Here is a 20,733-nt window from a genome sequence, read left to right on the forward strand (position 1 = left end):
CCCCTCCCCCACCCGAAAGGCCCCTCCCGTGACCCCTGCACACCCCCGACGCACGCTCGCCGCCGTCGCTCTCGTCGGCGCCGCCGCCCTCGCCCTCGGCGGCTGCGCGAGCTTCGACGACGGCTCCGCCTCGGCCACCGACACCGAGTCGATCACCGTCGCCCTCACCGGTGAGCCGTCGTCGCTCGATCCGCTCTACGACACCCAGCTGCCGGCTCTGAACATCTTCTACAACGTGTTCGACCAGCTCGCCCAGGTCGACGCCGACGGCACCGTCTCGCCGCGCCTGGCGACGGAGTGGACCCACGACGACTCCCTCACGAGCTGGGTCTTCACCCTGCGCGACGACGCGACCTGGCAGGACGGCAGCCCCGTCACCCCGGAGGACGTCGTCTTCACCTACGAGACCGCGATGGCCGACCCCGCCTCGAACCTCGGTGGCTACATGACCGCCATCGACACAGTCGCCGTGACCGGCGAGAACGAGGTCACCTTCACCCTCAACACACCGTTCGCGCCCTTCGACCGCCAGGTGACCCTGGTGCCGATCGTGCCGAAGGCCGTCTACGAGGCCGAGGGCGCCGACGCGTTCGCGAAGGCGCCGGTCGGCTCGGGCCCCTACTCCGTGGCCTCGTGGGTGAACGGCGACTCGATCACCCTCGAGCGCAACGACGACTACTGGGGTGAGGCGGGCGCGTACCAGGAGGTCGTCTTCCAGCCCGTCCCCGACGAGACGACCCGCGCCAACTCGGTGCAGTCGGGCGATCTCGACCTGGCCCTCCTCGGCCCCTCGAACGTCGCCGCGGTCGAGGGCTCCGGCACCGTCGACGTCGTCGAGCAGGAGTCGAACCGGGTGCTCTACACCGGCTTCAACGCGACCGCGCCGTGGCTCTCGGACCCCGAGGTCCGCGAGGCCGTCGACCTGGCGATCGACCGCGACGCGATCAGCGACGACCTGCTCAACGGGTCCGTCACTCCGACCGCGCAGCTCATCGCCCCCGTCTCGTTCGGCTACGACGAGTCGCTGCCCGCGACCGAGACCGACGCCGACGCCGCCCGCGAGCTCATCGCCGCCTCCGGCTACGACGGCAGCCCGATCACGCTCTCGTACCCGACCGCGGGGCTCCCGCAGATCGACCAGATCGCGCAGGCGATCGCGAGCCAGCTCGAGGACGTCGGCCTGACGATCGAGCTCGACGGCCAGGAGGCGAACACCTTCAGCGGCAACTGGTTCTCGGCCGCGCTGCCCGGCCTCTACCTCTACGCGTTCGCGCCGTCGGTGATGGACGCGGACCTGCCGCTCACGATGCTGCTGAAGACCGGCGGCCAGGGCTACAGCTCCGACCCGGCGATCGACCAGCTGCTCGCCGACGAGACCGGTGAGGCCGACGAGACCGCCCGCGCCGACGACTTCGCGCAGATCTCGGCGCTGGTCGACGAGAACACCTACTACGCGCCGCTGTTCACCGACACCTACACGTACGGAGTCGCGCAGGGCCTGGACTGGACCCCGCGACCCGACGGCATGATCGTCTTCAACTGAGAAACCACGTCTGATCAGGAGTAATCACATGACCACCATCCCCCGCGAGAGCACCGCCCTCATCGTCGTCGACATGCAGCGCGCCTTCTTCGACAACGACGACTCGCTCGGCCGCTCGGGCATCGACGTCACGCCACTGCGCGACGCCATCCCCGGCACCGTGCGCCTGGTCAAGGCCGCCCGCGCCGCGGGAGTGCCGGTGATCTTCACCCGCTACGTCTACATGCCCGGCATGGTCGACTTCGGCCCCGTCCGGGGAGCGAAGGCGGCCGAGCGGATCGCGTCGAACTCGCTCGGCGCCGGCACAGACGAGATCGAGCTGATCCCCGAGCTCGAGGCCCGGCCCGACGAGATCGTGATCGACAAGTCGCGCCCGAGCGCCTTCTACGGCACCCGCCTCGAGCCCGTGCTGAACGGCATGGGCATCCGCAACGTCGTGATCTGCGGAGTGACGACCAACATCTGCGTCGAGTCGACCGCCCGCGACGCCGGCCAGCGCGACTACGGCACCTACGTGGTGCGCGACGCGGTCGCCGAGTTCACGGCCGAGCGCAACCACTACGCCCTGTTCGGCATCGCCTGGTCGTTCGGCGAGGTCGTCGACCTCGCCGAGATCGAGTCGTCGTGGGAGCTCGAGACCGCCGAGGCCCTGTAGTGGCCGAGCCGCTCCTCTCGCTGCGGGATGTGACGATCGCCTTCGGCACGCCGGCGGGCGAGATCGAGGCCGTGCGCCACCTCGACCTCGATCTGCACGCCGGCGAGACGATCGCGATCGTGGGCGAGTCGGGCTCGGGCAAGTCGACGACGGCAGCGAGCATCAACCGCCTCCTCCCCGAGAACGGCCGGATCGCCTCGGGCTCGATCCTGTTCGAGGGCGAGGATCTGGCGCAGGCGACCGAGAAGCGGATGACCGCCCTGCGCGGGGCGGGCATCGGTCTCGTCCCGCAGGATCCGATGTCGAACCTGAACCCCCTCCAGCGGATCGGGGCGCAGATCGGCGAGGCACTGCTCGTGCACGGCCGGGCGGGTCGCGCCGAGACGCGGGCCCGCGTGATCGAGCTGCTCGAGATGGTCGGCATCCCCGAGCCCGAGCGGCGGGCGCGCCAGTACCCGCACGAGCTCTCGGGCGGCATGCGCCAGCGCGTGCTCATCGCGATCGGCCTCGCCTGCCGGCCGCGCCTGCTCATCGCCGACGAGCCGACCAGCGCGCTCGACGTCACCGTGCAGCGCGGCATCCTCGATCAGCTCGAGCAGCTGACCGCCGGGATGGGGACGGCCGTCATCCTGATCACCCACGACCTCGCGCTCGCGGCCGAGCGCGCCGACCGCGTGCTCGTGCTGTTCCGCGGCGAGGTCGTCGAGCAGGGCGACGCGGCGCAGATCCTCCGCCACCCGGCACACGAGTACACGCAGCGGCTGCTGGCCGCGGCGCCGAACCTGACCTCGGAGCGGCTCGTGGCGGAGGCTCCTCGGGAGACGGAGGCGCCCCTCGTCACCCTCCGCGAGGTCGGCAAGCAGTACCCGGTGCGCTCGGGCCTCGGCCGCGCGAAGCCCTTCACCGCCGTCGAGTCGTCGTCGTTCGACATCCCGCGCGGGCGGACGGTGGCCGTCGTCGGCGAGTCGGGGTCGGGCAAGTCGACGACCGCGAAGCTGGTGCTGCGGCTCGAGGAGCCGACGACCGGCGCGATCGAGTTCCGCGGGCGGAACGTCGCGCACCTCCGCGGCGCCGACCTGACCGACTTCCGGCGCCACGTGCAGCCGGTCTTCCAGAACCCGTACAGCTCGTTCGACGCGCGGTACACGGTCTTCCGCTCCATCGAGGAGCCGCTCCTCCTGCACCGCATCGGAGACCCGTCGACGAGGCGGGCGCGCGTGGAGGAGCTCCTCGAGCAGGTCGCACTGCCTCCCGAGACCGCCGCGAAGCTGCCCCGCCAGCTCTCGGGCGGGCAGCTGCAGCGCGTCGCGATCGCCCGCGCCCTCGCGCTCTCGCCCGAGCTGGTCGTGCTCGACGAGGCGGTCTCGGCCCTCGACGTCCTCGTGCAGGAGCAGATCCTCGCGCTGCTCGCCGACCTGCAGCGCGAGCTCGGGGTGAGCTACCTCTTCATCAGCCACGACCTCGCGGTGGTGCGGATGATCTCGCACACCGTGCACGTCATGCAGAAGGGCCGCATCGTCGAGTCGGGGACCCCGGCGCAGATCTTCGACGACCCGCAGCACCCGTACACGCGGGCGCTGCTCGCGGCGATCCCGGCGCCGGAGGCGGCGAGCGCCTGACTGGTCAGGCCGAGGCGTGCGCGTCGGCGACATCGGCCAGGCACTCGCGGAACGTCCGCACCGCCGGCGACGCCAGTCCCGCCTCCCGCTGCGCGGTGAAGATCGTGCGGCGGGGCAGGCCCGGCAGGTCGAGCAGGCGGCAGTCGGGGGTCTCGCCGGCCCAGACCAGGTCGGGCATCAGCGCGACGGCGTTGCCGGAGGCGACGAGGCGGATCTGCGCCTGCAGGTCGGCGGTCTCGAAGCGCACGTCGGGCTCGAAGCCGGCGACGCGGCAGAGCTGCTCGGCGAAGTGGCGGCTGGCGGTGCCGCGCGGCTCCATCACCCAGGCGGCGTCGCGCACGTCGCCCAACGAGAGCGCTGCGGAGTCGCGGCGCACCGCGAGGCGGATCGCGTCGGTCGTGAGGTCGGCGCGCACCAGGCCCGGCAGCCACGACACCGAGTGGCCGGGGTACTGCTCGGCGACGACGAGGTCGAACTCGCGCGCCCACGACGTCTCGTGCAGCGCCCCCTCCGGTTCGCGCTGCACCATCTCGACCCGGACCTCGGGCGCGCGCTCGGCGATCGCCCGCAGCGCGCCCGGCATCAGCGCGAGCGCGGCCGACTGGAAGACCGCGACCCGGACGCGGCCCGTGACCGACTCGCCCGACGCGGCGAGCGCCGCCTCCGCCCGCTCGAGCAGCGCCAGCACCTCGCCCGCCGCCTCGACCAGGATCTCGGCCTGCGGGGTGAGCTGCACCCGCCGCCCGACCTTGCGCAGCAGCTCGACGCCGGTCTCGCGCTCGAGCACGCTCAGCTGCTGCGACACCGCGGAGGGACTGTAGGCGAGGGCCTCGGCGGCGGCGGCGAGCGTGCCGCGGATGGCGACCTCGCGCAGCAGCACGAGGCGGCGGACGTCGAGCATCGGAGACTCCCATCGATCACTTCAGCTGACCGGTACCGGTAAGGAACGATCGCTTCTGCTCAACGGTACAGCGGACGAATACTGAGGTCACCGCCCCTGAAGGAGATCCCCGTGACCGACCTCGCCGCCCCCGCCCGCCCGACCGGACCCTCCCCCGACTCCGTCGACCCGCGACTGGTCGACGAGAGCGTCGCCCTGGTGCGCCGCTGGCTGCGCGAGGCCGCGCAGATCCCGGTGGACGCCTCCGGGACGCAGCTCGCGGGAGTGCTGAAGGACCCGTCCGGCCTCGACTTCACGGTCGGCTTCGTCGACGGAGTCGTGCGGCCCGAGGACACGCGGGTCGCCGCCGCGGCGCTCCGCTCGATCGCGGGCGGGGTCCCCGCGTTCCTCCCCGCCCCGATGCGCGGGGCCGTCGCGCTCGGCGGCGTGATGGCTCCGCTGCTGCCCGACGTGGTCGTGCCGATCGCGCGGCGCGTGCTGCGGCGGATGGTCGGCCACCTCATCATCGACGCGACCGACTCGCGGCTCGGCCCGGCGATCGCGAAGATCCGCCGCGAGGGCGTGCGGCTCAACATGAACCTGCTCGGCGAGGCCGTGCTCGGCCGGGCGGAGGCGCAGCGCCGCCTCGAGGGCACCCACCGCCTCCTCGCCCGTGACGATGTCGACTACGTCTCGATCAAGGTCTCCTCGACAGTCGCCCCGCACAACCCGTGGGCGTTCGACGCGGCGGTCGACGACATCGTCGACGAGCTCGCTCCGCTGTTCGCGCGGGCCGCGGCCGCGTCGCCGCAGAAGTTCGTGAACCTCGACATGGAGGAGTACAAGGACCTCGACCTCACGATCGCGGTCTTCACCCGCCTGCTCGACCGCCCCGAGTTCTCGAGCCTCGAGGCCGGCATCGTGCTGCAGGCCTACCTGCCCGACGCGCTGGCGGCGATGATCCGCCTGCAGGAGTGGAGCGCCGCCCGTCGCGCCCGCGGCGGCGCCGGCATCAAGGTGCGCCTGGTCAAGGGCGCGAACCTGCCGATGGAGCAGGTCGAGGCCTCGGTGCACGGCTGGCCGCTCGCCACCTGGAGCACGAAGCAGGACTCGGACACCCACTACAAGCGCGTCGTCGACTACGCGCTGCACCCCGAGCGGATCCGCAACGTCCGCCTCGGCGTCGCCGGGCACAACCTCTTCGACGTCGCCTACTCGTGGCTGCTCGCCGGCGAGCGCGGGGTCCGCGACGGCATCGAGTACGAGATGCTCCTCGGCATGGCGCAGGGCCAGGCGGAGGCGGTGCGCCGCACGGTCGGGTCGCTCCTGCTCTACACGCCGGTGGTCGCGCCGGCCGAGTTCGACGTCGCGATCGCGTACCTCATCCGCCGGCTCGAGGAGGGGGCGTCGAGCGAGAACTTCATGTCGGCCGTCTTCGAGCTCGAGTCGAACGAGGCGCTCTTCGCGCGGGAGGAGTCGCGGTTCCGCGCCTCCGTCACCGCGCTCGACGGGGCGGTGCCACCCGCGCACCGGGTCGCCGACCGGTTCGCCGCGTCGGGGCGCCCGGGATTCGGGGACTTCCGCAGCACGCCCGACACCGACCCGTCCGTCGCGGCGAACCGGGAGTGGGCGACGCAGATCCTGGCGCGCGTGCCGTCGTCGCGGCTCGGGGCCGACGCGATCACCGCGGCCACGATCTCGACCCGCGACGAGCTGGAGGCGGGGATCGCCGCGACCCGCGCCTCCGGCTGGGGCTCCGTGCCCGCCGACGAGCGCGCCCGCATCCTGCACCGCGCCGGCGACGAGCTCGAGGCGCGCCGCGCCGACCTGCTCGAGGTGATGGCGGCCGAGGCCGGCAAGACGATCGACCAGGGCGACCCGGAGGTGTCGGAGGCGATCGACTTCGCGCACTACTACGCCGAGCGCGCCCGCGAGCTCGAGGACCTCGACGGCGCCCGGTTCGCTCCCGCCGAGCTCACGCTCGTCGCTCCGCCGTGGAACTTCCCCGTCGCGATCCCGGCCGGAGGCGTGCTCGCCGCACTGGCCGCCGGCTCGGCCGTGGTACTCAAGCCCGCCGGGCCGACCGCGCGCTGCGGTGCGGTCGTCGCCGAGGCGCTGTGGGCCGCCGGAGTCCCGCGCGAGGCGCTGCTGCTGCTCCGCCTTCCCGAGGAGGAGCTCGGCCGCGACCTGGTCGCGCACCCCTCCGTCGATCGCGTGATCCTCACCGGCGCGTACGAGACGGCAGAGCTCTTCCGCTCCTTCCGCCACGATCTGCCGCTGCTCGCCGAGACGAGCGGCAAGAACGCGATCATCGTCACTCCGTCGGCCGATCTCGACCTCGCGGTGAAGGACGTCGTCTCGAGCGCCTTCGGCCACGCCGGCCAGAAGTGCTCGGCCGCCTCGCTCGTCGTGCTCGTCGGCTCGGTCGCTCGCTCGAAGCGGTTCCGCGCGCAGCTGCTCGACGCGGTCGCCTCCCTCACGGTCGGCTCCCCGACCGACCCCGCCACCCGGATGGGTCCGGTGATCGAGCCGGCCGCGGGCAAGCTGCTGCGCGGGCTGACCACGCTCGGCGCGGGCGAGACCTGGCTGCTCGAGCCGCGCCGGCTCGACGCCTCGGGGATGCTGTGGAGCCCGGGCGTCCGCGACGGCGTGCGCCGCGGCTCCGAGTTCCACCGCACCGAGTACTTCGGACCGGTGCTCGGGATCATGACCGCGGACTCGCTGGAGGACGCCATCGCGGTCGTGAACGACGTCGACTACGGCCTCACCTCCGGTCTCCACGCGCTCGACCCGGCCGAGATCGGCACCTGGCTCGAGACGACCGAGGCGGGCAACCTCTACGTCAACCGCGGCATCACCGGCGCGATCGTCGAGCGCCAGCCGTTCGGCGGCTGGAAGAAGTCGGCGGTCGGCCCGGGCACCAAGGCGGGCGGCCCCGACTACCTGCTCGCCCTGGGCTCGTGGGTTCCCGCGGCATCGGCGGCGACGACGCCCGCGAGCCCCCGCGCCGCCGCTCTCGTCATGGCGGCTCGCGCCGAGCTGCCGGTCGCGGAGGCGGGGTCGGTCGAACGGGCCGCGAGCAGCATCGCGGCGGCGTGGGACGCGCACTTCTCGAGGAGCAGCGACGTCACCGGCCTCTCGGCCGAGCGCAACGTCTTCCGGCACCGGCCTTACGACTCCGCGGTGCTGGTGCGGCTGGCCTCACCGGGCTCGCTCGGATCGCTCGCCATGGTCGCGTCCGCGGCGGCGACGGCCTCGGCACGGGTGGCGATCTCGACATCGGTGGCACTGCCACCGCAGCTCGCGGCGGCGCTCGGCGGTGTCGCGGAGAGCATCGTCGTCGAGGACTCCGCCGCGTGGGAGGCGCGGGTGCGCGCCCACGGCTCCGGCCGGGTCCGCCTGCTCGGCGCTCCCGCCTCCTCCGTCACCGCGGTCACCGAGGGACGCCCCGACCTCGCGGTCTACGCCGGTCCCGCGACCGAGTCCGGGCGCCTGGAGCTGCTCCCGTTCGTCCGCGAGCAGGCCGTCTCGATCACCGCGCACCGCTTCGGCACGCCCGACCACCTGACCGACGCGCTGCTCTGAGCGGGCCGTCCGCTAGAACAGCCCGCGCGGCGACTCCACCGAGGCGAGCACGCCGGGGGCCGCGACGACCGTGAGGCGCCCGACCTCCTCCGCGGTCAGCTCGGGCAGGCGCTGCGCGAGGGCGAGGAAGCGCTCGATCTCGTCGCTCTCGACGACGCCCTCGGCGAGGGTGCGGAACTTCGCGATGTACTGCTCTCGCGTGAACGGGTGGGCGCCCAGCGGGTGCGCATCCGCCACCGCGATCTCGTCGACGATCGTCGTGCCGTCGGTGAGCACGATCTCGACGCGCGCGCCGAACGCCTTCTCGGCGGGGTCGACGGAGTGGTAGCGGCGCGTCCACTCCGCATCCTCCTCGGTCGTGGTGCGCTGCCAGAGCGCGACCGTGTCGGGGCGGGCGGCGCGCTCGGGCGCGTAGCTGCGCTCGTGGTGCCAGGCGCCGTCCTGCAGCGCCACGGTGAAGATGTAGGGCACCGAGTGGTCGAGCGTCTCACGCGAGGCGGTGGGGTCGTACTTCTGCGGGTCGTTCGCGCCCGAGCCGATCACGTAGTGCGTGTGGTGCGACGTGTGGATGACGATCCGCTCGACGCGCTCGGGGTCGGCCGCCTCGGGGTGCGCGTGGTGCAGGCGGCGGGCGAGGTCGATCAGCGCCTGCGCCTGGTACTCGGCCGAGTGCTCCTTCGTGTACGTGTCGAGGATCGCGCGCTTCGACTCGCCCGCATCGGGCAGCGGCACGTCGTACGAGCCCTCTGGCCCGTCGAGCAGCCAGGCGATCACGCCGTCCTCGCCCTCGTAGATCGGCGAGGGGCTGGTCTCGCCGCGCATCGCCCGGTCGACGGCCTCGATCGCCGCCTTGCCTGCGAAGGCGGGGGCGTACGCCTTCCAGCTCGAGATCTCGCCCTTGCGCGACTGCCTCGTCGCCGTCGTGGTGTGCAGCGCCTGGGCGATCGCCTGCTCGATCGTCCCGACGTCGAGGCCCAGCATCGTGCCGATGCCCGCGGCGGCCGAGGGGCCGAGGTGCGCGACGTGGTCGATCTTGTGCCGGTGCAGGCTGATCGCGCGGACGAGGTCGACCTGGACCTCGTAGCCGGTCACGATGCCGCGCAGCAGCTGCGCGCCTCCGATTCCGGCGTGCTGGGCGACCGCGATCAGCGGCGGGATGTTGTCGCCGGGGTGCGAGTACTCGGCCGCGAGGAACGTGTCGTGGTAGTCGAGCTCGCGCACCGCGACTCCGTTGGCCCACGCCGCCCACTCGGGCGAGACGCGGCGGGCGGGGTCGACTCCGACCACGTTCGCGCCGTCGCCGCCGATCGAGGCGGGGTGCGCGAGGGCCTGCGACCGGGCGGCCACGACGGGGCGGCGGAGCAGGGAGGCGACGGCCACGGCGGCGTTGTCGATGACGCGGTTGACCACCATCTCGGCGACGTCGGCATCGACCTCGACGGGATCGGCGGCGACCTCGGCGAGCGCGTGGGCGAGCTGCCCGTGACGCGGGAGCTCCTCGTCGCTGCGGTGGACGCGGACGTGGTGATCGTGCACGGGTGCTCCTTCGACGACGGTCCCGCCAATCTATCGTCGCCGTCGCCAGGCGCTTGAATGGGCTCATGCCCACTCCCGCCCGCGTCGCCGCGTTCGACTGCGGCACGAACTCCCTCCGCCTGCTGATCGCCGACGTCGAGGGCGGTGCGCTCGTCGACGTGCTGCGGCGCACCGAGATCGTGCGGCTCGGGCACGGCGTCGACCGCACCGGCCGCTTCGACCCGGCGGCGCTCGAGCGCACCCTCGCCGTCACCCGCGAGTACGCCGGGCTGGCGCGCGAGGCCGGCGCCGAGCGACTCCGCTTCGTCGCGACCTCGGCGACCCGCGACGCCGCCGACCGCGGCGTGTTCCTCGACGAGGTCGAGCAGATCATCGGGGTCCGCCCCGAGACGATCAGCGGCGAGGAGGAGGCGGCCCTCTCGTTCCGCGGCGCCGTCTCGGCCGTCGACTCCGCCCGGCCCGTCCTCGTCGTCGACCTCGGCGGCGGATCGACCGAGCTGGTCCTCGGCGGCGCAGCGCCCGAGCAGGCGCACTCGATGGACGTCGGCAGCGTCCGGCTGACCGAGCGGCACCGGCGGGCCGCCGCGCCGACGGCGGCCGAGCGGGAGGCGATCCGCGGCGATGTGCGGGCCGCGCTGGCCGCCTCCTCCGTCGACCTGGCTGCCGCCCGCAGCGTCGTCGGAGTCGCGGCGACCGTGCTGACGATCACGGCGCACGTGCTCCGTCTCGAGGTCTACGACCGTGCGGCGCTCGAGGCCACCCTGCCGATCGCCGAGGTGCTCGCCGCCTGCGACGAGCTCGCCGCGCTCTCCCCCGCCGAGGCGGCGGCGCTGCCGTACGTCCGGAGCGGTCGCGAGGACGTGCTGGCGGCCGGGGCGCTGATCTGGGGCGAGGTGCTGCGCGCGGCGCAGGCGGCGTCTCCGGGGCTCGACACGGTCACGACGACCGCGCACGACATCCTCGACGGGATAGCGCTGGGCCTGGGCTGACCCCCTCGAGGTACGGTGGGCGGACCGCCTCTGGAAGGAAGCTCCATGACCGAGCCCGTCGTCGTCCACGTCGTCTTCACCCCCGCCGAGGGAGCCCTCGACCGGATGGTCGACGCCCTCCGCGCCGGCATCGCCGAGGTGCACACCGAGCCCGGCTGCGAGCTGTACTCGATCCACCACGCGCCCGACGGCACCGTCGTGATGATCGAGAAGTGGACCACCGCCGAGGATCTCGACACCCACGGCGCGGGCGAGCCCGTCGCCCGGATGAACGCGGCGCTCGAGGGCCTGCTGGCCGAGCCCCCGCGCATCGTCCGACTGGCCCCCATCCCCGCCGGCACCCCTTCGCAGGGCGCCCTCTGATCCGCTCAGGTCACCCGGTCAGAGCGCTCCCGGAGTCACGGGGCAGCCGGGCGGCGGCGACCAGCGGCACGAGGGTGAGCGCGGCCATCGCCAGGAACGCGAACCGGTAGGGCACGAGGCCGGGGCCGAAGGCCGACCCGACGGCCAGCGCGATGCCGCCCGCGGCGACTCCGAAGCCGGCGGCGACCTGCTGCGTCGTCGCGCTCAGCGTGTTCGCGCCCGACATCCCCTCGGGCGGGACCTCGGCGAAGGTGACGGTGTTGTAGGCGGTGAAGCCCGCCGACCGCGCGACGCCGCTGAGCACCAGAAGCGCGACGATCGCCGCGATCGGGACGTCCGTGGTGAGGAACGCCATCGCCGCCATGCAGGCGACCCCGACCACGTTCGAGACGACCAGCACCGCGCGGAACCCGGCGGTGCGCAGCAGCCACGTCGTCGCGGGCTTGATCGCGAGGTTGCCGACGAACAGCGCCAGCACCACCGACCCGGCCTGCACCGCGTCCCAGCCGAAGGCGTCCTGGAACAGCAGCGGCAGCAGGAACGGCACGGCGCTGATGGTCGCGCGGTAGAGCGATCCGCTGGCGTTGGCGACGCGGAAGGTCGAGAAGCGGAACGCGTCGAGGCGCACGAGCGGGTGCGGCGTGCGCAGCAGGTGCCGGACCGCGACCAGGGTGACGGCTGCGCCTCCGACCGCGAGGGCGAGCGCCAGCGGGTCGATCGAGTCGGCCGAGACGAGTCCGGAGGCGCCGACCAGCGCGCCCAGGCCGATCGCGACGAGCACGAGGCCGACGACGTCGAGCGGCGGCGGCGCCTCCTCGGCGGTCGCCGGGATGATCCGTCGCGCGATCACGAACGCGACCACGCCGAGCGGCAGGTTGATCAGGAAGATCCAGTGCCAGGAGGCGTAGGTGGTCAGCAGACCGCCGATGAACGGCGCGAGGATCGGCGCGACGAGACCGGGCCAGACGAGGATCGCGATGGCGCGGATGATCCCCTCCCGAGGAGTCACGCGCAGGACCGCGAGTCGGCCGACCGGCACCATCAGCGCCCCGCCGACGCCCTGGAGCACGCGCGCGGCCACCAGCAGCGGCAGGGTCGGGCTGAGCGCGCAGAGCAGCGACGCGACGGTGAAGATCGCGATCGCGAGGGTGAAGACGCGGCGCACCCCGAAGCGCTCGCTGAGCCAGCCCGAGGCGGGGATGAGGACGGCGACGGTCAGGAGGAACGCGGTGACGGTGATGGCGACGGCCGCGGAGTCGACGCCCAGGTCGGCGCCGATCGCGGGGGCCGCGGTGGTGACGATCGTGGCGTCGAGGTTCTCCATGAAGAAGCAGCCCGCGACGAGGAAGGCGATCGCGCGTTGACGGCGGGGATCCAGGGAGTGCCTCCTCGGGCGTTGGTGGGTGGGTGTGCGGGGGCCTCGGGTAGCGTCGACCGCATGAGCGACAACGACGAGTCCCGGACCATTCAACTCCGCCGCTACGAGCTGGTGGACGGGGTGATGGACGACTTCCTCGCCTGGTACCGCGCGAAGATCGTCCCGGCCCGGGAGGCGAACGGATTCCGGATCGAGTTCGCCTACGCCGACCGCGAGGTGAACGAGTTCGTCTGGGCCGTCAGCGCCCCGGGCGACGCCGCGGCGTTCGCCGAGATCGAGTCGGTGTACCTGGTCTCCCCCGAGCGCGAGGCCGCCTTCGCGGGTGAGCCGACCCGGGTGGCGGTGCACCACGTGCGGCTCATCGAGCGGATCGTCTGAGCGCTAGTCGCGCGCGCGCCTGACCGCGGCGATCGCCGCGCGGAACGCGAGCGATCCGATCGCCACCGAGGCGATCGTGCCGAGCAGGCGGGGCAGGACGCGCTTCTTCGTCGGCACTCCCTCGCGGTCGCGCGGCGAGGCGAGTGCGGCCGGCTCGAGGGTGCGCCCGTTGGCGCCCGCCTCGGCCATGTGCGCGAGCCTCCTCAGGGTCTCGATGTTGCGGATCCAGAGGAACGAGTGCAGGAGCGGCTTGGGGATCAGCGTCCCCGGCCCCTTCACCGCGGTCTCGTGGATGCGCACCCGGCAGCCGCGGGCGTGCTCCTCGACCTCGAGCAGCACCCGCGCCTCGCCCATCGGCCAGCCGGCCGCCTGGATCAGGAAGCGGCGCGACGGGTCCCACTCGAGCACGGTGGTCTCGTCGTCGATGACGAGCGGCCAGACTCCGAACGAGTGGTGCAGCTTCGAGCCGACGTGCGGCCAGTCGCGGCCGACCTCGCGCATCCTGGACGACCCCACCACCCAGCCGGGGAAGAGCCATCCGTTCGCGAAGACCGCGAAGACGTACTCGGGTGGGCAGTGGAAGACGCGGGTGTTGCGGGACATCGCGGGCTCCTTGTCGTGAGGATCCCGGCGCAGACGGTCGTGACGACTGCGCTCGGCGAGCGGGTGCTCCTCCCTCAGGGTGCCAGATCGGGCGTCGTCCGGATGCCGAACTCGTGACGCAGTGCGCTCCGGGCGGCGTGCCAGCCGCCCATCCCGTGCACGCCCGGCCCGGGCGGGGTCGAGGACGAGCAGAGGTAGAGGCCCTTCGCGGGGGTGCGCCACGGATCGGGTGAGGGCACGGGCCGCGAGATCAGCTGGGCGACCCCGGCCGCCCCGGCGGCGATGTCGCCCCCGAGGTAGTTGGGGTTGTAGGCCTGCATGTCGCGCGCCGTCATCGAGGAGGCGGCGAGGATCCGGTCGCGGAAGCCGGGGGCGAAGCGCTCGATCTGCGCGGTGATCGCCTCGCGCTGGTGCGCCGGCGAGTCCCGCGGCACGTGGGTGTACGCCCAGAGGACGTGCTTGCCCGCGGGCGCCCGGCCCGGATCGGCGAGCGAGGGCTGCGCGACGAGCACGTAGGGGTTCTCGCTGTGCCGGCCCTGGGCGACGTCGCGCTCGGCGGCGGCGATCTCGGCGCGCGTGCCTCCGACGTGCAGCGTGCCCGCCCGGGCGGCCTCGGGGTTCGTCCACGGGACCGGTCCGTCGAGCGCGAAGTCGACCTTCGCGACTCCGTTGCCGTAGCGGAACAGCCGGAGGGCCTTCGCGTAGGCGCTCGGCAGCCGGTCGCTCGCGAGGCCGAGCAGCGCGTCGGGAGTGAGATCGAGCAGCACCGCCTTCGCCGAGGGCAGCTGCGCGAGCGAGGTGACCTCGACCCCGGTCTCGATCGTGCCGCCGTGGGCGCGGAGGTCGTCGGCCATCGCGTCGACGATGGCCTGGCTGCCTCCGATCGGCACGGGCCAGCCGCGGGCGTGCGCGTAGGAGCCGAGCGCGAGGGCCGCCGCCGCCGTCGAGAGGCTCGGCATCGGGCGGATCGCGTGCGCCGCGACGCCCGCGAGCATCGCCGGCGCCACGTCCTCGCTGAAGCGCAGGTTCCACAGCGGCGACCCCTGCTCGAGCACGCGCAGGCCGAAGCGGAGGATCACCGCCGGGTCGGTCGGCACGCGCAGCAGTGCGTCGTTGGTGAAGCCGGCGACGCGATCGGCGCGCTCGGCGAGCGGAGCCATCAGCGAGCGCCAGGCCGCTCCGTCGCGACCGAGCCGCCCGGCCGTCCGCTCGATGTCGCGGTAGGCGATGCCCGCCCGACCGTCGTCGAGCGGGTGCGCGTAGGAGATCTCGGGGACGCGGAGGTCGATCCGCTGATCGAGCGCGAAGCGGCGGAAGAACTCGGAGGCGAGCGCCATCGGGTGCACCGCCGAGCAGACGTCGTGGTGGAACCCGGGCAGCGTCAGCTCGGACGTGCGCGCACCGCCGCCGATGGTGTCGTTGCGCTCGAGCACGGTGACCGAGAGCCCGGCCCTGGCGAGGGTGACGGCGGCGGCGAGCCCGTTCGGCCCCGCTCCGACCACGACGGCGTCGACCATGCTCACTTCCTCCGCAGCGCCGCGACGGCCCCGACGGCGCCCGCGGCGACGGCGACGGCCGCGCCCGCGTAGCTGATCGCGCGGTGCCTGATCATCCAGATCTGCGGAGTCATGGTGTGCGCGCGATCGCTGAACAGCCCGCGCGCCCCGTGGTCGCCCGGGACCGGCTCGTAGACGTTGTTGGGCAGCATCGGCTCCTTCTTGTCGGGAGCCTGCTGGCCGTCGAAGGCGCTGCGGGCGAGGAACCAGTCCATGAACGCGCCGGCGAAGCGATCGCCGAGGATCGTCCCGGCCGTCGGCTCGCCGACCCAGGTGCGGCGGCGCGGCTTGTCGGCGACGTCGGCGATCGCGATCGCCCCCACCTCCGGCTCGTAGATCGGCGGCACCGGCTGCGGGTGGTGCGGCAGCTGCGACTTGACCCAGTTGAACTGGATCGTGTTGAGCGCCGGCATGTCGACCTCGGACAGCCTGACCGCGCTCTTGGAGTGCAGGAGCTCGGCCGTGACCGACTCGGTGAAGCCGCGTGCCCCGAACTTGGAGGCGCAGTAGGCGGCCTGGAGCGGGATGCCCCGGTGCGCGAGCGCGGAGCCGACCTGGATGACGTGGCCGCGGTCGCGCGGCGTCATCCGGGACAGGGCGGCGCGCGTGCCGTTGACGAAGCCGAAGAAGTTGACGGCCACCGCGCGCTCGAAATCGGCGGGCTCGGTCGAGAGGAACTCGCCGAAGACGCCGACCATGGCGTCGTTCACCCACAGGTCGATCGGGCCCAGCTCGGACTCGACGCGGTCGGCCGCGCTCTCGACGGCCTCGCGGTCGGCGACGTCGGTCGGGATCGCCAGCCCGCGCCGCCCGGCCTGCTCGATCTCGGCGAGCGTGGCGGCGAGGCCGTCCTCGCCGCGTGCGAGCACGGCGACGTCCCACCCGCGCGACGCGAGCTCGCGCACCGTCGCCCGGCCGAGACCGGCCGTGCCTCCGGTGACGACCGCGACACCGCGGCTCATGCGGACTCTCCAAGGGGTGCGGGGCGGCGGTTCTGCGTCATGGGTCGAGCTCCTTCGTGAGGGTGCGTCTTCTTCTTCCACGCTAGGCGGGCCGGTGCGGCCGCGCGCGGGGTTGCGCCGGGTCTGTGGGCCTGTCGGAGAATCGGCGCCTGGGGAGGAGGATGGCGCTGAGCGGCGGAGTGTGCGCCGCATCCTCCCCAGGAAACGTCCAGATCTCCTCCAGAGAGCGGGACGAGACTGACCGTCGCCGCGGGTCGCGGCGCTCCGACGACTCGACGACCGGACCGACGCATGAACGCACTCCTCGGGCTCAGCCTCGTGTCGGGCCCCCTCGTGATCGGCGTGTACGCGGTCGCCGGGCTCTCCCTCCTCCTGCTGACGACCGCGTTCGCCAGGGCCCACCGCCACGGCCGGCGCCGGCGCCTCGTGCTCGCCGCCGCCGCCCTCGTCACCGGCACCCTCGCCGGAGCCGCCCTCGCCGCCCTGCTCGACGGCACCGACGGCCCGTTCGGCGTGGACTTCACCCCGGTGACCCGCGTCTGGGTCGGCCTCGGTCTCGGCGGGCTGCTGCTGGTCGCCGTCGTGCTGCTCCATGCGCTGGGCACCCGGCGGCTGCGCCGGGCTGTCGCCGCTCTCGGGGTCGGCGTGCTCGTGATCGCGACGGCGGCGATGACCGTGAACATCGACTTCGGGCAGTACCCGACCGTGCGCAGCGCGCTCGGCATCAGCCCCTACCCGACGATCAGCGATCCGATCGCCGTCCCCAGCGGCGACCACCCCAGTCTCGCGGAGTGGACCGCCCCCGCCGGGATGCCGTCCGTCGGCGCCGTCTCGACCGTGAGCATCCCGGGCACCACCTCGACGTTCGCCGCCCGGGACGCCGTGGTCTACCTGCCCCCTGCCGCGCTCGTCGACGACCCGCCGCTCCTGCCCGTGATGGTGATGCTCTCGGGGCAGCCGGGCTCCCCCTCCGATCCGCTCTCGACCGAGAACCTGCAGAAGTCGCTCGACGACTACGCCGCCGCGCACGCCGGACTCGCGCCGATCGTGGTCTCGCCCGATCAGCTCGGCGACCCGTCGGCGAACCCGATGTGCGTCGACTCCCCGCTGGGGAACTCGGCGACGTACCTCACCGTCGACGTGCCGAACTGGATCCGCAGCCACCTGCCGGTCGAGAGCGACGCGAGCGACTGGGCGATCGGCGGCCTCTCGCAGGGCGGCACCTGCGCGATCCAGCTCGGCGCGGGCTACCCGCAGCTGTTCGGCAACATCATCGTCGCCTCGGGAGAGCTCGCGCCGACCCTCGGCGACGACGCGACCACCGTCGAGGAGGGCTTCGGCGGCAGCGCGGCGGCCTACGAGGCGGCCAAGCCTGCGAGCATCCTCGCGGAGAACGCGCCCTACGCCGACAGCTTCGCCCTGTTCGGAGTGGGAGCGGACGACACCTCGTTCGTCGCGGGCGTCAAGACGCTCTACGCCGACGCGAAGGCCGCGGGCATCGACGCGACCTACATGGAGGTCCCGGACAGCGCCCACGACAAGACGGCGTGGTCGGCGGTCTTCGACAGGGGGCTCGAGCTGCTGACCGCCCGCTGGAACCTCGTCCCCGCCTCCTGAGCGCCCGCCCGGCGGATCAGCGCTGGGGCCGCCGCGTCGACCACAGCGCCCACGCCACGAGCACGGGCTGGAACAGCAGTCGGACCGCGCGCTTGCGGTCGGTGTCGAGGCCGAAGGCGCTCGTGCGGGTCAGCCACTGCGAGATGTTGCCCGGGAAGATCGCCGTGAAGAAGGCCGCCGCGGCCGCTCCCGCCAGCGGGGCGCGGCGGCGCGCGAGCACGAGCGACGCGCCCAGGCCGATCTCGACGACTCCGGAGGCGAGCACCACGGTGTCCTTGTCGAGCGGCACCCACTCGGGCACCTGCGCCTGGAACTCCTCCCTCGCCCGGGTCAGGTGGCTCACCCCGGCGAAGAGGAGAGCGGAGCCGAGGAGCACCTTGGCGCCGGTGCGGAGGACGGGGATCGCGGAAGTCGACATGGCTTCCATCGTGGCGGTCCCGGCGGAGGCGCCCCGGGCGTCCGGGCGTTTTCGCACGAACGTGCTCGGAGCGGGCAGCCGGCCCGCAGGCGCGATCCCGCGCCGGTGTCCGAGGCTCGTCCTAGTCTGAGCGCGTGACAGACCGCATCCTCCTCCTCACCACCGGCGGCACGATCGACAAGGAGTACTCGCTCGCGGGCGAGCTCGAGATCGGCGAGCCGACCGCGCCGCGCCTGCTCGAGCCCGTCCTGTCGACGCTCGAGTTCCGCGTCGAGCGGGTCCTCGCGAAGGACAGCCTCGACCTCGACGACGCCGACCGCGCGCTGCTGCGCGAGCGGGTGCTCGGCGCTGAGGAGGACCGCATCGTGATCACCCACGGCACCGACACCATGACGGCGTCGGCCGAGGCGATCGGGACCGTGCGCGACCGCGTGGTCGTCCTCACCGGGGCGATGCAGCCCGCGCGGATGCGCGACAGCGACGCCGCCTTCAACCTCGGCGCCGCCGTCGCCGCCGTCCAGCTGCTGCCGCCGGGGGTCTACATCGCGATGAGCGGCCGAGTGCTGCCGGCCGGCTCGGTGGTGAAGGACCGCGCGGCCGGGGTGTTCCTCCCCGCATGAGTCGCGGCTACCGGCTGACGACCGCCGCGGGGCTGATCCTCGTCGTCTGCGGCGTCCGGGGGCTCGCGATCGCCGTCGAGTTCGGCGGCGACCGTGTGCAGGCGGCGGGGGGCGCCCTCGTCTTCCGCACCGACTCGTCCGCCTTCGATCTTCTGGCTCTGACCGCCCTCGCCGGGCTCGGCTGGCTCCTCGTCGGCATCGCGGTCAGCCGTCGCGGAGGCGTCTGGCGGTGGCTGGGCGTGCCGTCCGGGATCCTGCTCGCGGTGGCGGCGAGGCTCTGGCAGCCGCACGACTCCGGCCTGCTGCCCTTCGCCCTCGACCCGTCCGTCGCGGCCGACGCCGCGCTCCTGGCACTCGGCATCGCCGCCCTCTCGATCGGCGCTCTCGCGAGCGGCCTCGTCGTCGGCACCTGGCGTCGCGTCGCGGGCAGCGCCCTACTCCTCGGCGCGCTGAGCTCCGCTCTGATGCAGACGATGCCCCGCGACGAGCCGACTCCCGGCATCGCGCTCGCGACGGCCGCGCTCTCGCTCGGCGAACCGCTCATGATCGCGATCCTCGGAGTCGTCCTCATCGCCGGAGTGCAGAGCTCCCGGCGCCCTCCGCTCACCAGCGCGCGCCGAGTCGCCGTCCCCGAGGCCGTCGCGTGAGACGGCTCCTGCACTGGATCCTCCCGATGGCGGGCGTCGCCCTCATCGTGATCGGCGCGGTCGTCGGCGTCACGACGCCGAGCGCCGTCAGCTTCGGCTGGTTCGCGTACGCGCCGCTCTCGGAGACGACGTTCTCGCCCTCCGACGCCTTCGTCGTCACCCGCGGCCTCGCGACCGCCGGAGCACTCGTGGTGCTCGGAGCGCTCGTGCTGGCCTTCTCCGCCGGCCTGCTGCTCGGCCGCCGGCGGGACGAGTCACCGCCGCAGGCCTGACACTGCCGCTCGCCGACTCCGACGTCCTACCCTCGAGAGGTGGCTGCGATCTTCGACTCCCTCGACGAGAACCTGACGAGCTGGATCCGTGAGCAGCCGATGTGGTTCGTCGCGACCGCGCCGCTCGGAGCCGAGGGTCACGTCAACATCTCGCCGCGCGGCCTCGACTCGTTCTCGGTCCTCGGGCCTCACCGGGTCGGCTGGGTCGACTACACCGGCAGCGGAGTCGAGACGATCGCGCACCTCCGCGAGAACGGGCGCGTGTGCCTGATGTTCTCGTCCTTCGGGAGCCGCCCGCGGATCGTGCGGCTGCACGGGCTCGGCTCCGTCCACCTGCCCGGCTCGCCCGAGTTCGACGAGGTCGTGGCGCAACACCCCGAGAACCCCAGCACCCGCGCCGTCATCACGGTCGCACTCACCCGCATCAGCGACGCGTGCGGCTGGGGCGTCCCGGTGATGGAGCTGACCGCCGAGCGCGACCTCCTCCGCCTGCAGGCCGAGAAGAAGGGCCCGGACGGCATGGCCGAGTACCGCGCGACCCGCAACGCGCGGAGCATCGACGGGCTCCCGGGCTTCCCGGCGGAGGCCTGACAGCGGTGGCCGAGCAGGAGGAGCGCCCGCCGTCGATCCCCGAGGACGCCCAGGAACGAGCGGCCTTCATCGAGACCGCGATCCAGCAGGCGATCCGGCGCGGCGAGTTCGACGGGCTGCCCGGCGCGGGGAAGCCGCTCGAGGGTCTCGGCGAGAGCCACGATCCCGACTGGTGGATCCGCCGCAAGATCGAGCGTGAGAACCTCACCGGTCTCGGACCCGCGGCGTTCCTCCTCCGCGCCGAGGACCGCCGGCTGGACGGCGAGCTCGACCGCCTCGTCCGCGAGTCCGAGGTGCGCGCGGCGCTCGTCGACTTCAACCGCCGCGTCGTCGAGGCGCGTCGGCAGCTCCTCGGCGGACCGCCCGTCGTGACCGCGCTCCGCGACGTCGAGGCGGAGGTGGCCGCATGGTCCGAGCGGCGGGCGGCGCGCTCGCTCCCGGCCCCGCCTCCGCCGCCGACTCGACGACGCTGGTGGCGCCGAGCGCAACCCGAGTCCTGATCCGCCTCCGCTCCGTAGGCT

20 protein-coding genes are annotated in these 20,733 nt (G+C 73.4%); 13 read left to right on the forward strand and 7 right to left on the reverse strand.

Annotation, left to right across the window (positions count from 1 at the left end; genetic code table 11):
• The first annotated feature begins 28 nt into the window (after positions 1-28).
• Genes GRS92_RS03165 through GRS92_RS03175 form a run of 3 tightly spaced genes read left to right on the forward strand, consistent with a single transcriptional unit; the run spans position 29 to position 3,817 of the window.
• On the forward strand, positions 29-1,543 hold the full coding sequence (locus GRS92_RS03165; protein WP_159853152.1) for an ABC transporter substrate-binding protein: 1,515 nt from the start codon (positions 29-31) through the stop codon (positions 1,541-1,543).
• 28 nt (positions 1,544-1,571) lie between these two features.
• A complete protein-coding gene (locus GRS92_RS03170) occupies positions 1,572-2,198 on the forward strand; it encodes a cysteine hydrolase family protein (RefSeq protein ID WP_159853154.1) in 627 nt (208 codons plus the stop codon).
• On the forward strand, positions 2,198-3,817 hold the full coding sequence (locus GRS92_RS03175) for an ABC transporter ATP-binding protein (RefSeq protein ID WP_159853156.1): 1,620 nt from the start codon (positions 2,198-2,200) through the stop codon (positions 3,815-3,817). Before GRS92_RS03170 ends, GRS92_RS03175 begins: the two co-directional genes overlap by 1 nt.
• A 4-nt stretch (positions 3,818-3,821) precedes the next feature.
• Here GRS92_RS03175 and GRS92_RS03180 read toward each other — a convergent pair whose 3' ends face one another.
• Positions 3,822-4,718 carry a LysR substrate-binding domain-containing protein gene (locus tag GRS92_RS03180; RefSeq protein ID WP_159853158.1) on the reverse strand — a complete coding sequence of 299 codons (897 nt, stop codon included), beginning with the start codon at positions 4,716-4,718 and terminating at the stop codon, positions 3,822-3,824.
• A 111-nt stretch (positions 4,719-4,829) separates the two neighbouring features.
• Between GRS92_RS03180 and GRS92_RS03185 the strand changes: the two genes are divergently transcribed.
• Entirely contained in the window at positions 4,830-8,282 is a 3,453-nt protein-coding gene (locus GRS92_RS03185; protein ID WP_159853160.1) for a bifunctional proline dehydrogenase/L-glutamate gamma-semialdehyde dehydrogenase, read from the forward strand.
• A gap of 12 nt (positions 8,283-8,294) precedes the next feature.
• Here GRS92_RS03185 and GRS92_RS03190 read toward each other — a convergent pair whose 3' ends face one another.
• A complete protein-coding gene (locus GRS92_RS03190; protein WP_159853162.1) occupies positions 8,295-9,818 on the reverse strand; it encodes an MmgE/PrpD family protein in 1,524 nt (507 codons plus the stop codon).
• A 65-nt stretch (positions 9,819-9,883) separates the two neighbouring features.
• Between GRS92_RS03190 and GRS92_RS03195 the strand changes: the two genes are divergently transcribed.
• Together GRS92_RS03195 and GRS92_RS03200 are read left to right on the forward strand one after the other, a co-directional pair.
• A complete protein-coding gene (locus tag GRS92_RS03195) occupies positions 9,884-10,807 on the forward strand; it encodes a Ppx/GppA phosphatase family protein (RefSeq protein WP_159853163.1) in 924 nt (307 codons plus the stop codon).
• Between the two features lie 45 nt (positions 10,808-10,852).
• A complete protein-coding gene (locus tag GRS92_RS03200; RefSeq protein WP_159853164.1) occupies positions 10,853-11,170 on the forward strand; it encodes a putative quinol monooxygenase in 318 nt (105 codons plus the stop codon).
• 10 nt (positions 11,171-11,180) lie between these two features.
• Here the strand turns inward: GRS92_RS03200 and GRS92_RS03205 are convergent, their stop codons facing one another.
• Positions 11,181-12,641 carry an MFS transporter gene (locus GRS92_RS03205; RefSeq protein WP_442966216.1) on the reverse strand — a complete coding sequence of 487 codons (1,461 nt, stop codon included), beginning with the start codon at positions 12,639-12,641 and terminating at the stop codon, positions 11,181-11,183.
• Here GRS92_RS03205 and GRS92_RS03210 point away from each other — a divergent pair.
• Positions 12,609-12,926 carry a hypothetical protein gene (locus tag GRS92_RS03210; protein ID WP_159853166.1) on the forward strand — a complete coding sequence of 106 codons (318 nt, stop codon included), beginning with the start codon at positions 12,609-12,611 and terminating at the stop codon, positions 12,924-12,926. The genes GRS92_RS03205 and GRS92_RS03210 overlap by 33 nt on opposite strands.
• A gap of 3 nt (positions 12,927-12,929) precedes the next feature.
• Here the strand turns inward: GRS92_RS03210 and GRS92_RS03215 are convergent, their stop codons facing one another.
• The 3 genes from GRS92_RS03215 to GRS92_RS03225 all read right to left on the reverse strand — a co-directional run bounded on the left by GRS92_RS03215 (position 12,930) and on the right by GRS92_RS03225 (position 16,047).
• Positions 12,930-13,529 carry an SRPBCC family protein gene (locus GRS92_RS03215; protein ID WP_235021785.1) on the reverse strand — a complete coding sequence of 200 codons (600 nt, stop codon included), beginning with the start codon at positions 13,527-13,529 and terminating at the stop codon, positions 12,930-12,932.
• Positions 13,530-13,603: 74 nt separating this feature from the next.
• Positions 13,604-15,046, reverse strand: coding sequence for a phytoene desaturase family protein (locus GRS92_RS03220; protein ID WP_159853167.1), 1,443 nt, complete (start codon positions 15,044-15,046; stop codon positions 13,604-13,606).
• Positions 15,047-15,048: 2 nt separating this feature from the next.
• Positions 15,049-16,047, reverse strand: a complete 999-nt coding sequence (locus GRS92_RS03225; RefSeq protein ID WP_159853168.1) for an SDR family oxidoreductase — start codon at positions 16,045-16,047, stop codon at positions 15,049-15,051.
• A gap of 291 nt (positions 16,048-16,338) precedes the next feature.
• Here GRS92_RS03225 and GRS92_RS19105 point away from each other — a divergent pair, with 291 nt between their 5' ends.
• Positions 16,339-17,664 (forward strand): alpha/beta hydrolase, encoded by a 1,326-nt coding sequence (locus GRS92_RS19105; RefSeq protein WP_159853169.1) that lies wholly within the window; start codon positions 16,339-16,341, stop codon positions 17,662-17,664.
• Between the two features lie 16 nt (positions 17,665-17,680).
• Here the strand turns inward: GRS92_RS19105 and GRS92_RS03235 are convergent, their stop codons facing one another.
• Positions 17,681-18,082: a DoxX family protein gene (locus GRS92_RS03235; RefSeq protein WP_204162004.1), complete on the reverse strand. Its 402-nt coding sequence runs from the start codon at positions 18,080-18,082 to the stop codon at positions 17,681-17,683.
• A 134-nt stretch (positions 18,083-18,216) separates the two neighbouring features.
• Here GRS92_RS03235 and GRS92_RS03240 point away from each other — a divergent pair, with 134 nt between their 5' ends.
• Genes GRS92_RS03240 through GRS92_RS03260 form a run of 5 tightly spaced genes read left to right on the forward strand, consistent with a single transcriptional unit; the run spans position 18,217 to position 20,712 of the window.
• Complete coding sequence (locus GRS92_RS03240; RefSeq protein WP_159853171.1) at positions 18,217-18,702, forward strand: asparaginase domain-containing protein; 486 nt, start codon at positions 18,217-18,219, stop codon at positions 18,700-18,702.
• Positions 18,699-19,349 carry a hypothetical protein gene (locus GRS92_RS03245; protein WP_159853173.1) on the forward strand — a complete coding sequence of 217 codons (651 nt, stop codon included), beginning with the start codon at positions 18,699-18,701 and terminating at the stop codon, positions 19,347-19,349. Before GRS92_RS03240 ends, GRS92_RS03245 begins: the two co-directional genes overlap by 4 nt.
• Positions 19,346-19,621: a hypothetical protein gene (locus tag GRS92_RS03250; protein WP_159853175.1), complete on the forward strand. Its 276-nt coding sequence runs from the start codon at positions 19,346-19,348 to the stop codon at positions 19,619-19,621. The genes GRS92_RS03245 and GRS92_RS03250 overlap by 4 nt, the downstream gene beginning before the upstream one ends.
• A gap of 39 nt (positions 19,622-19,660) precedes the next feature.
• A complete protein-coding gene (locus GRS92_RS03255) occupies positions 19,661-20,212 on the forward strand; it encodes a pyridoxamine 5'-phosphate oxidase family protein (protein WP_159853177.1) in 552 nt (183 codons plus the stop codon).
• A complete protein-coding gene (locus GRS92_RS03260) occupies positions 20,209-20,712 on the forward strand; it encodes a J-domain-containing protein (protein ID WP_159853307.1) in 504 nt (167 codons plus the stop codon). Before GRS92_RS03255 ends, GRS92_RS03260 begins: the two co-directional genes overlap by 4 nt.
• Positions 20,713-20,733 lie beyond the last annotated feature (21 nt).

The sequence above is a fragment of the Rathayibacter sp. VKM Ac-2754 genome, assembly GCF_009807095.1.
Taxonomy (GTDB): Bacteria; Actinomycetota; Actinomycetes; order Actinomycetales; family Microbacteriaceae; genus Rathayibacter.

Coding starts and splice junctions, on each gene's coding strand:
- GRS92_RS03170 (WP_159853154.1), top strand. CDS start 1,572: ATGACCACCATCCCCCGCGAGAGCACCGCCCTCATCGTCGTCGACATG.
- GRS92_RS03180 (WP_159853158.1), bottom strand. CDS start 4,718: ATGCTCGACGTCCGCCGCCTCGTGCTGCTGCGCGAGGTCGCCATCCGC.
- GRS92_RS03195 (WP_159853163.1), top strand. CDS start 9,884: ATGCCCACTCCCGCCCGCGTCGCCGCGTTCGACTGCGGCACGAACTCC.
- GRS92_RS03200 (WP_159853164.1), top strand. CDS start 10,853: ATGACCGAGCCCGTCGTCGTCCACGTCGTCTTCACCCCCGCCGAGGGA.
- GRS92_RS03210 (WP_159853166.1), top strand. CDS start 12,609: ATGAGCGACAACGACGAGTCCCGGACCATTCAACTCCGCCGCTACGAG.
- GRS92_RS03215 (WP_235021785.1), bottom strand. CDS start 13,529: ATGTCCCGCAACACCCGCGTCTTCCACTGCCCACCCGAGTACGTCTTC.
- GRS92_RS03220 (WP_159853167.1), bottom strand. CDS start 15,046: ATGGTCGACGCCGTCGTGGTCGGAGCGGGGCCGAACGGGCTCGCCGCC.
- GRS92_RS03225 (WP_159853168.1), bottom strand. CDS start 16,047: ATGAGCCGCGGTGTCGCGGTCGTCACCGGAGGCACGGCCGGTCTCGGC.
- GRS92_RS19105 (WP_159853169.1), top strand. CDS start 16,339: ATGAACGCACTCCTCGGGCTCAGCCTCGTGTCGGGCCCCCTCGTGATC.
- GRS92_RS03235 (WP_204162004.1), bottom strand. CDS start 18,082: ATGTCGACTTCCGCGATCCCCGTCCTCCGCACCGGCGCCAAGGTGCTC.
- GRS92_RS03245 (WP_159853173.1), top strand. CDS start 18,699: ATGAGTCGCGGCTACCGGCTGACGACCGCCGCGGGGCTGATCCTCGTC.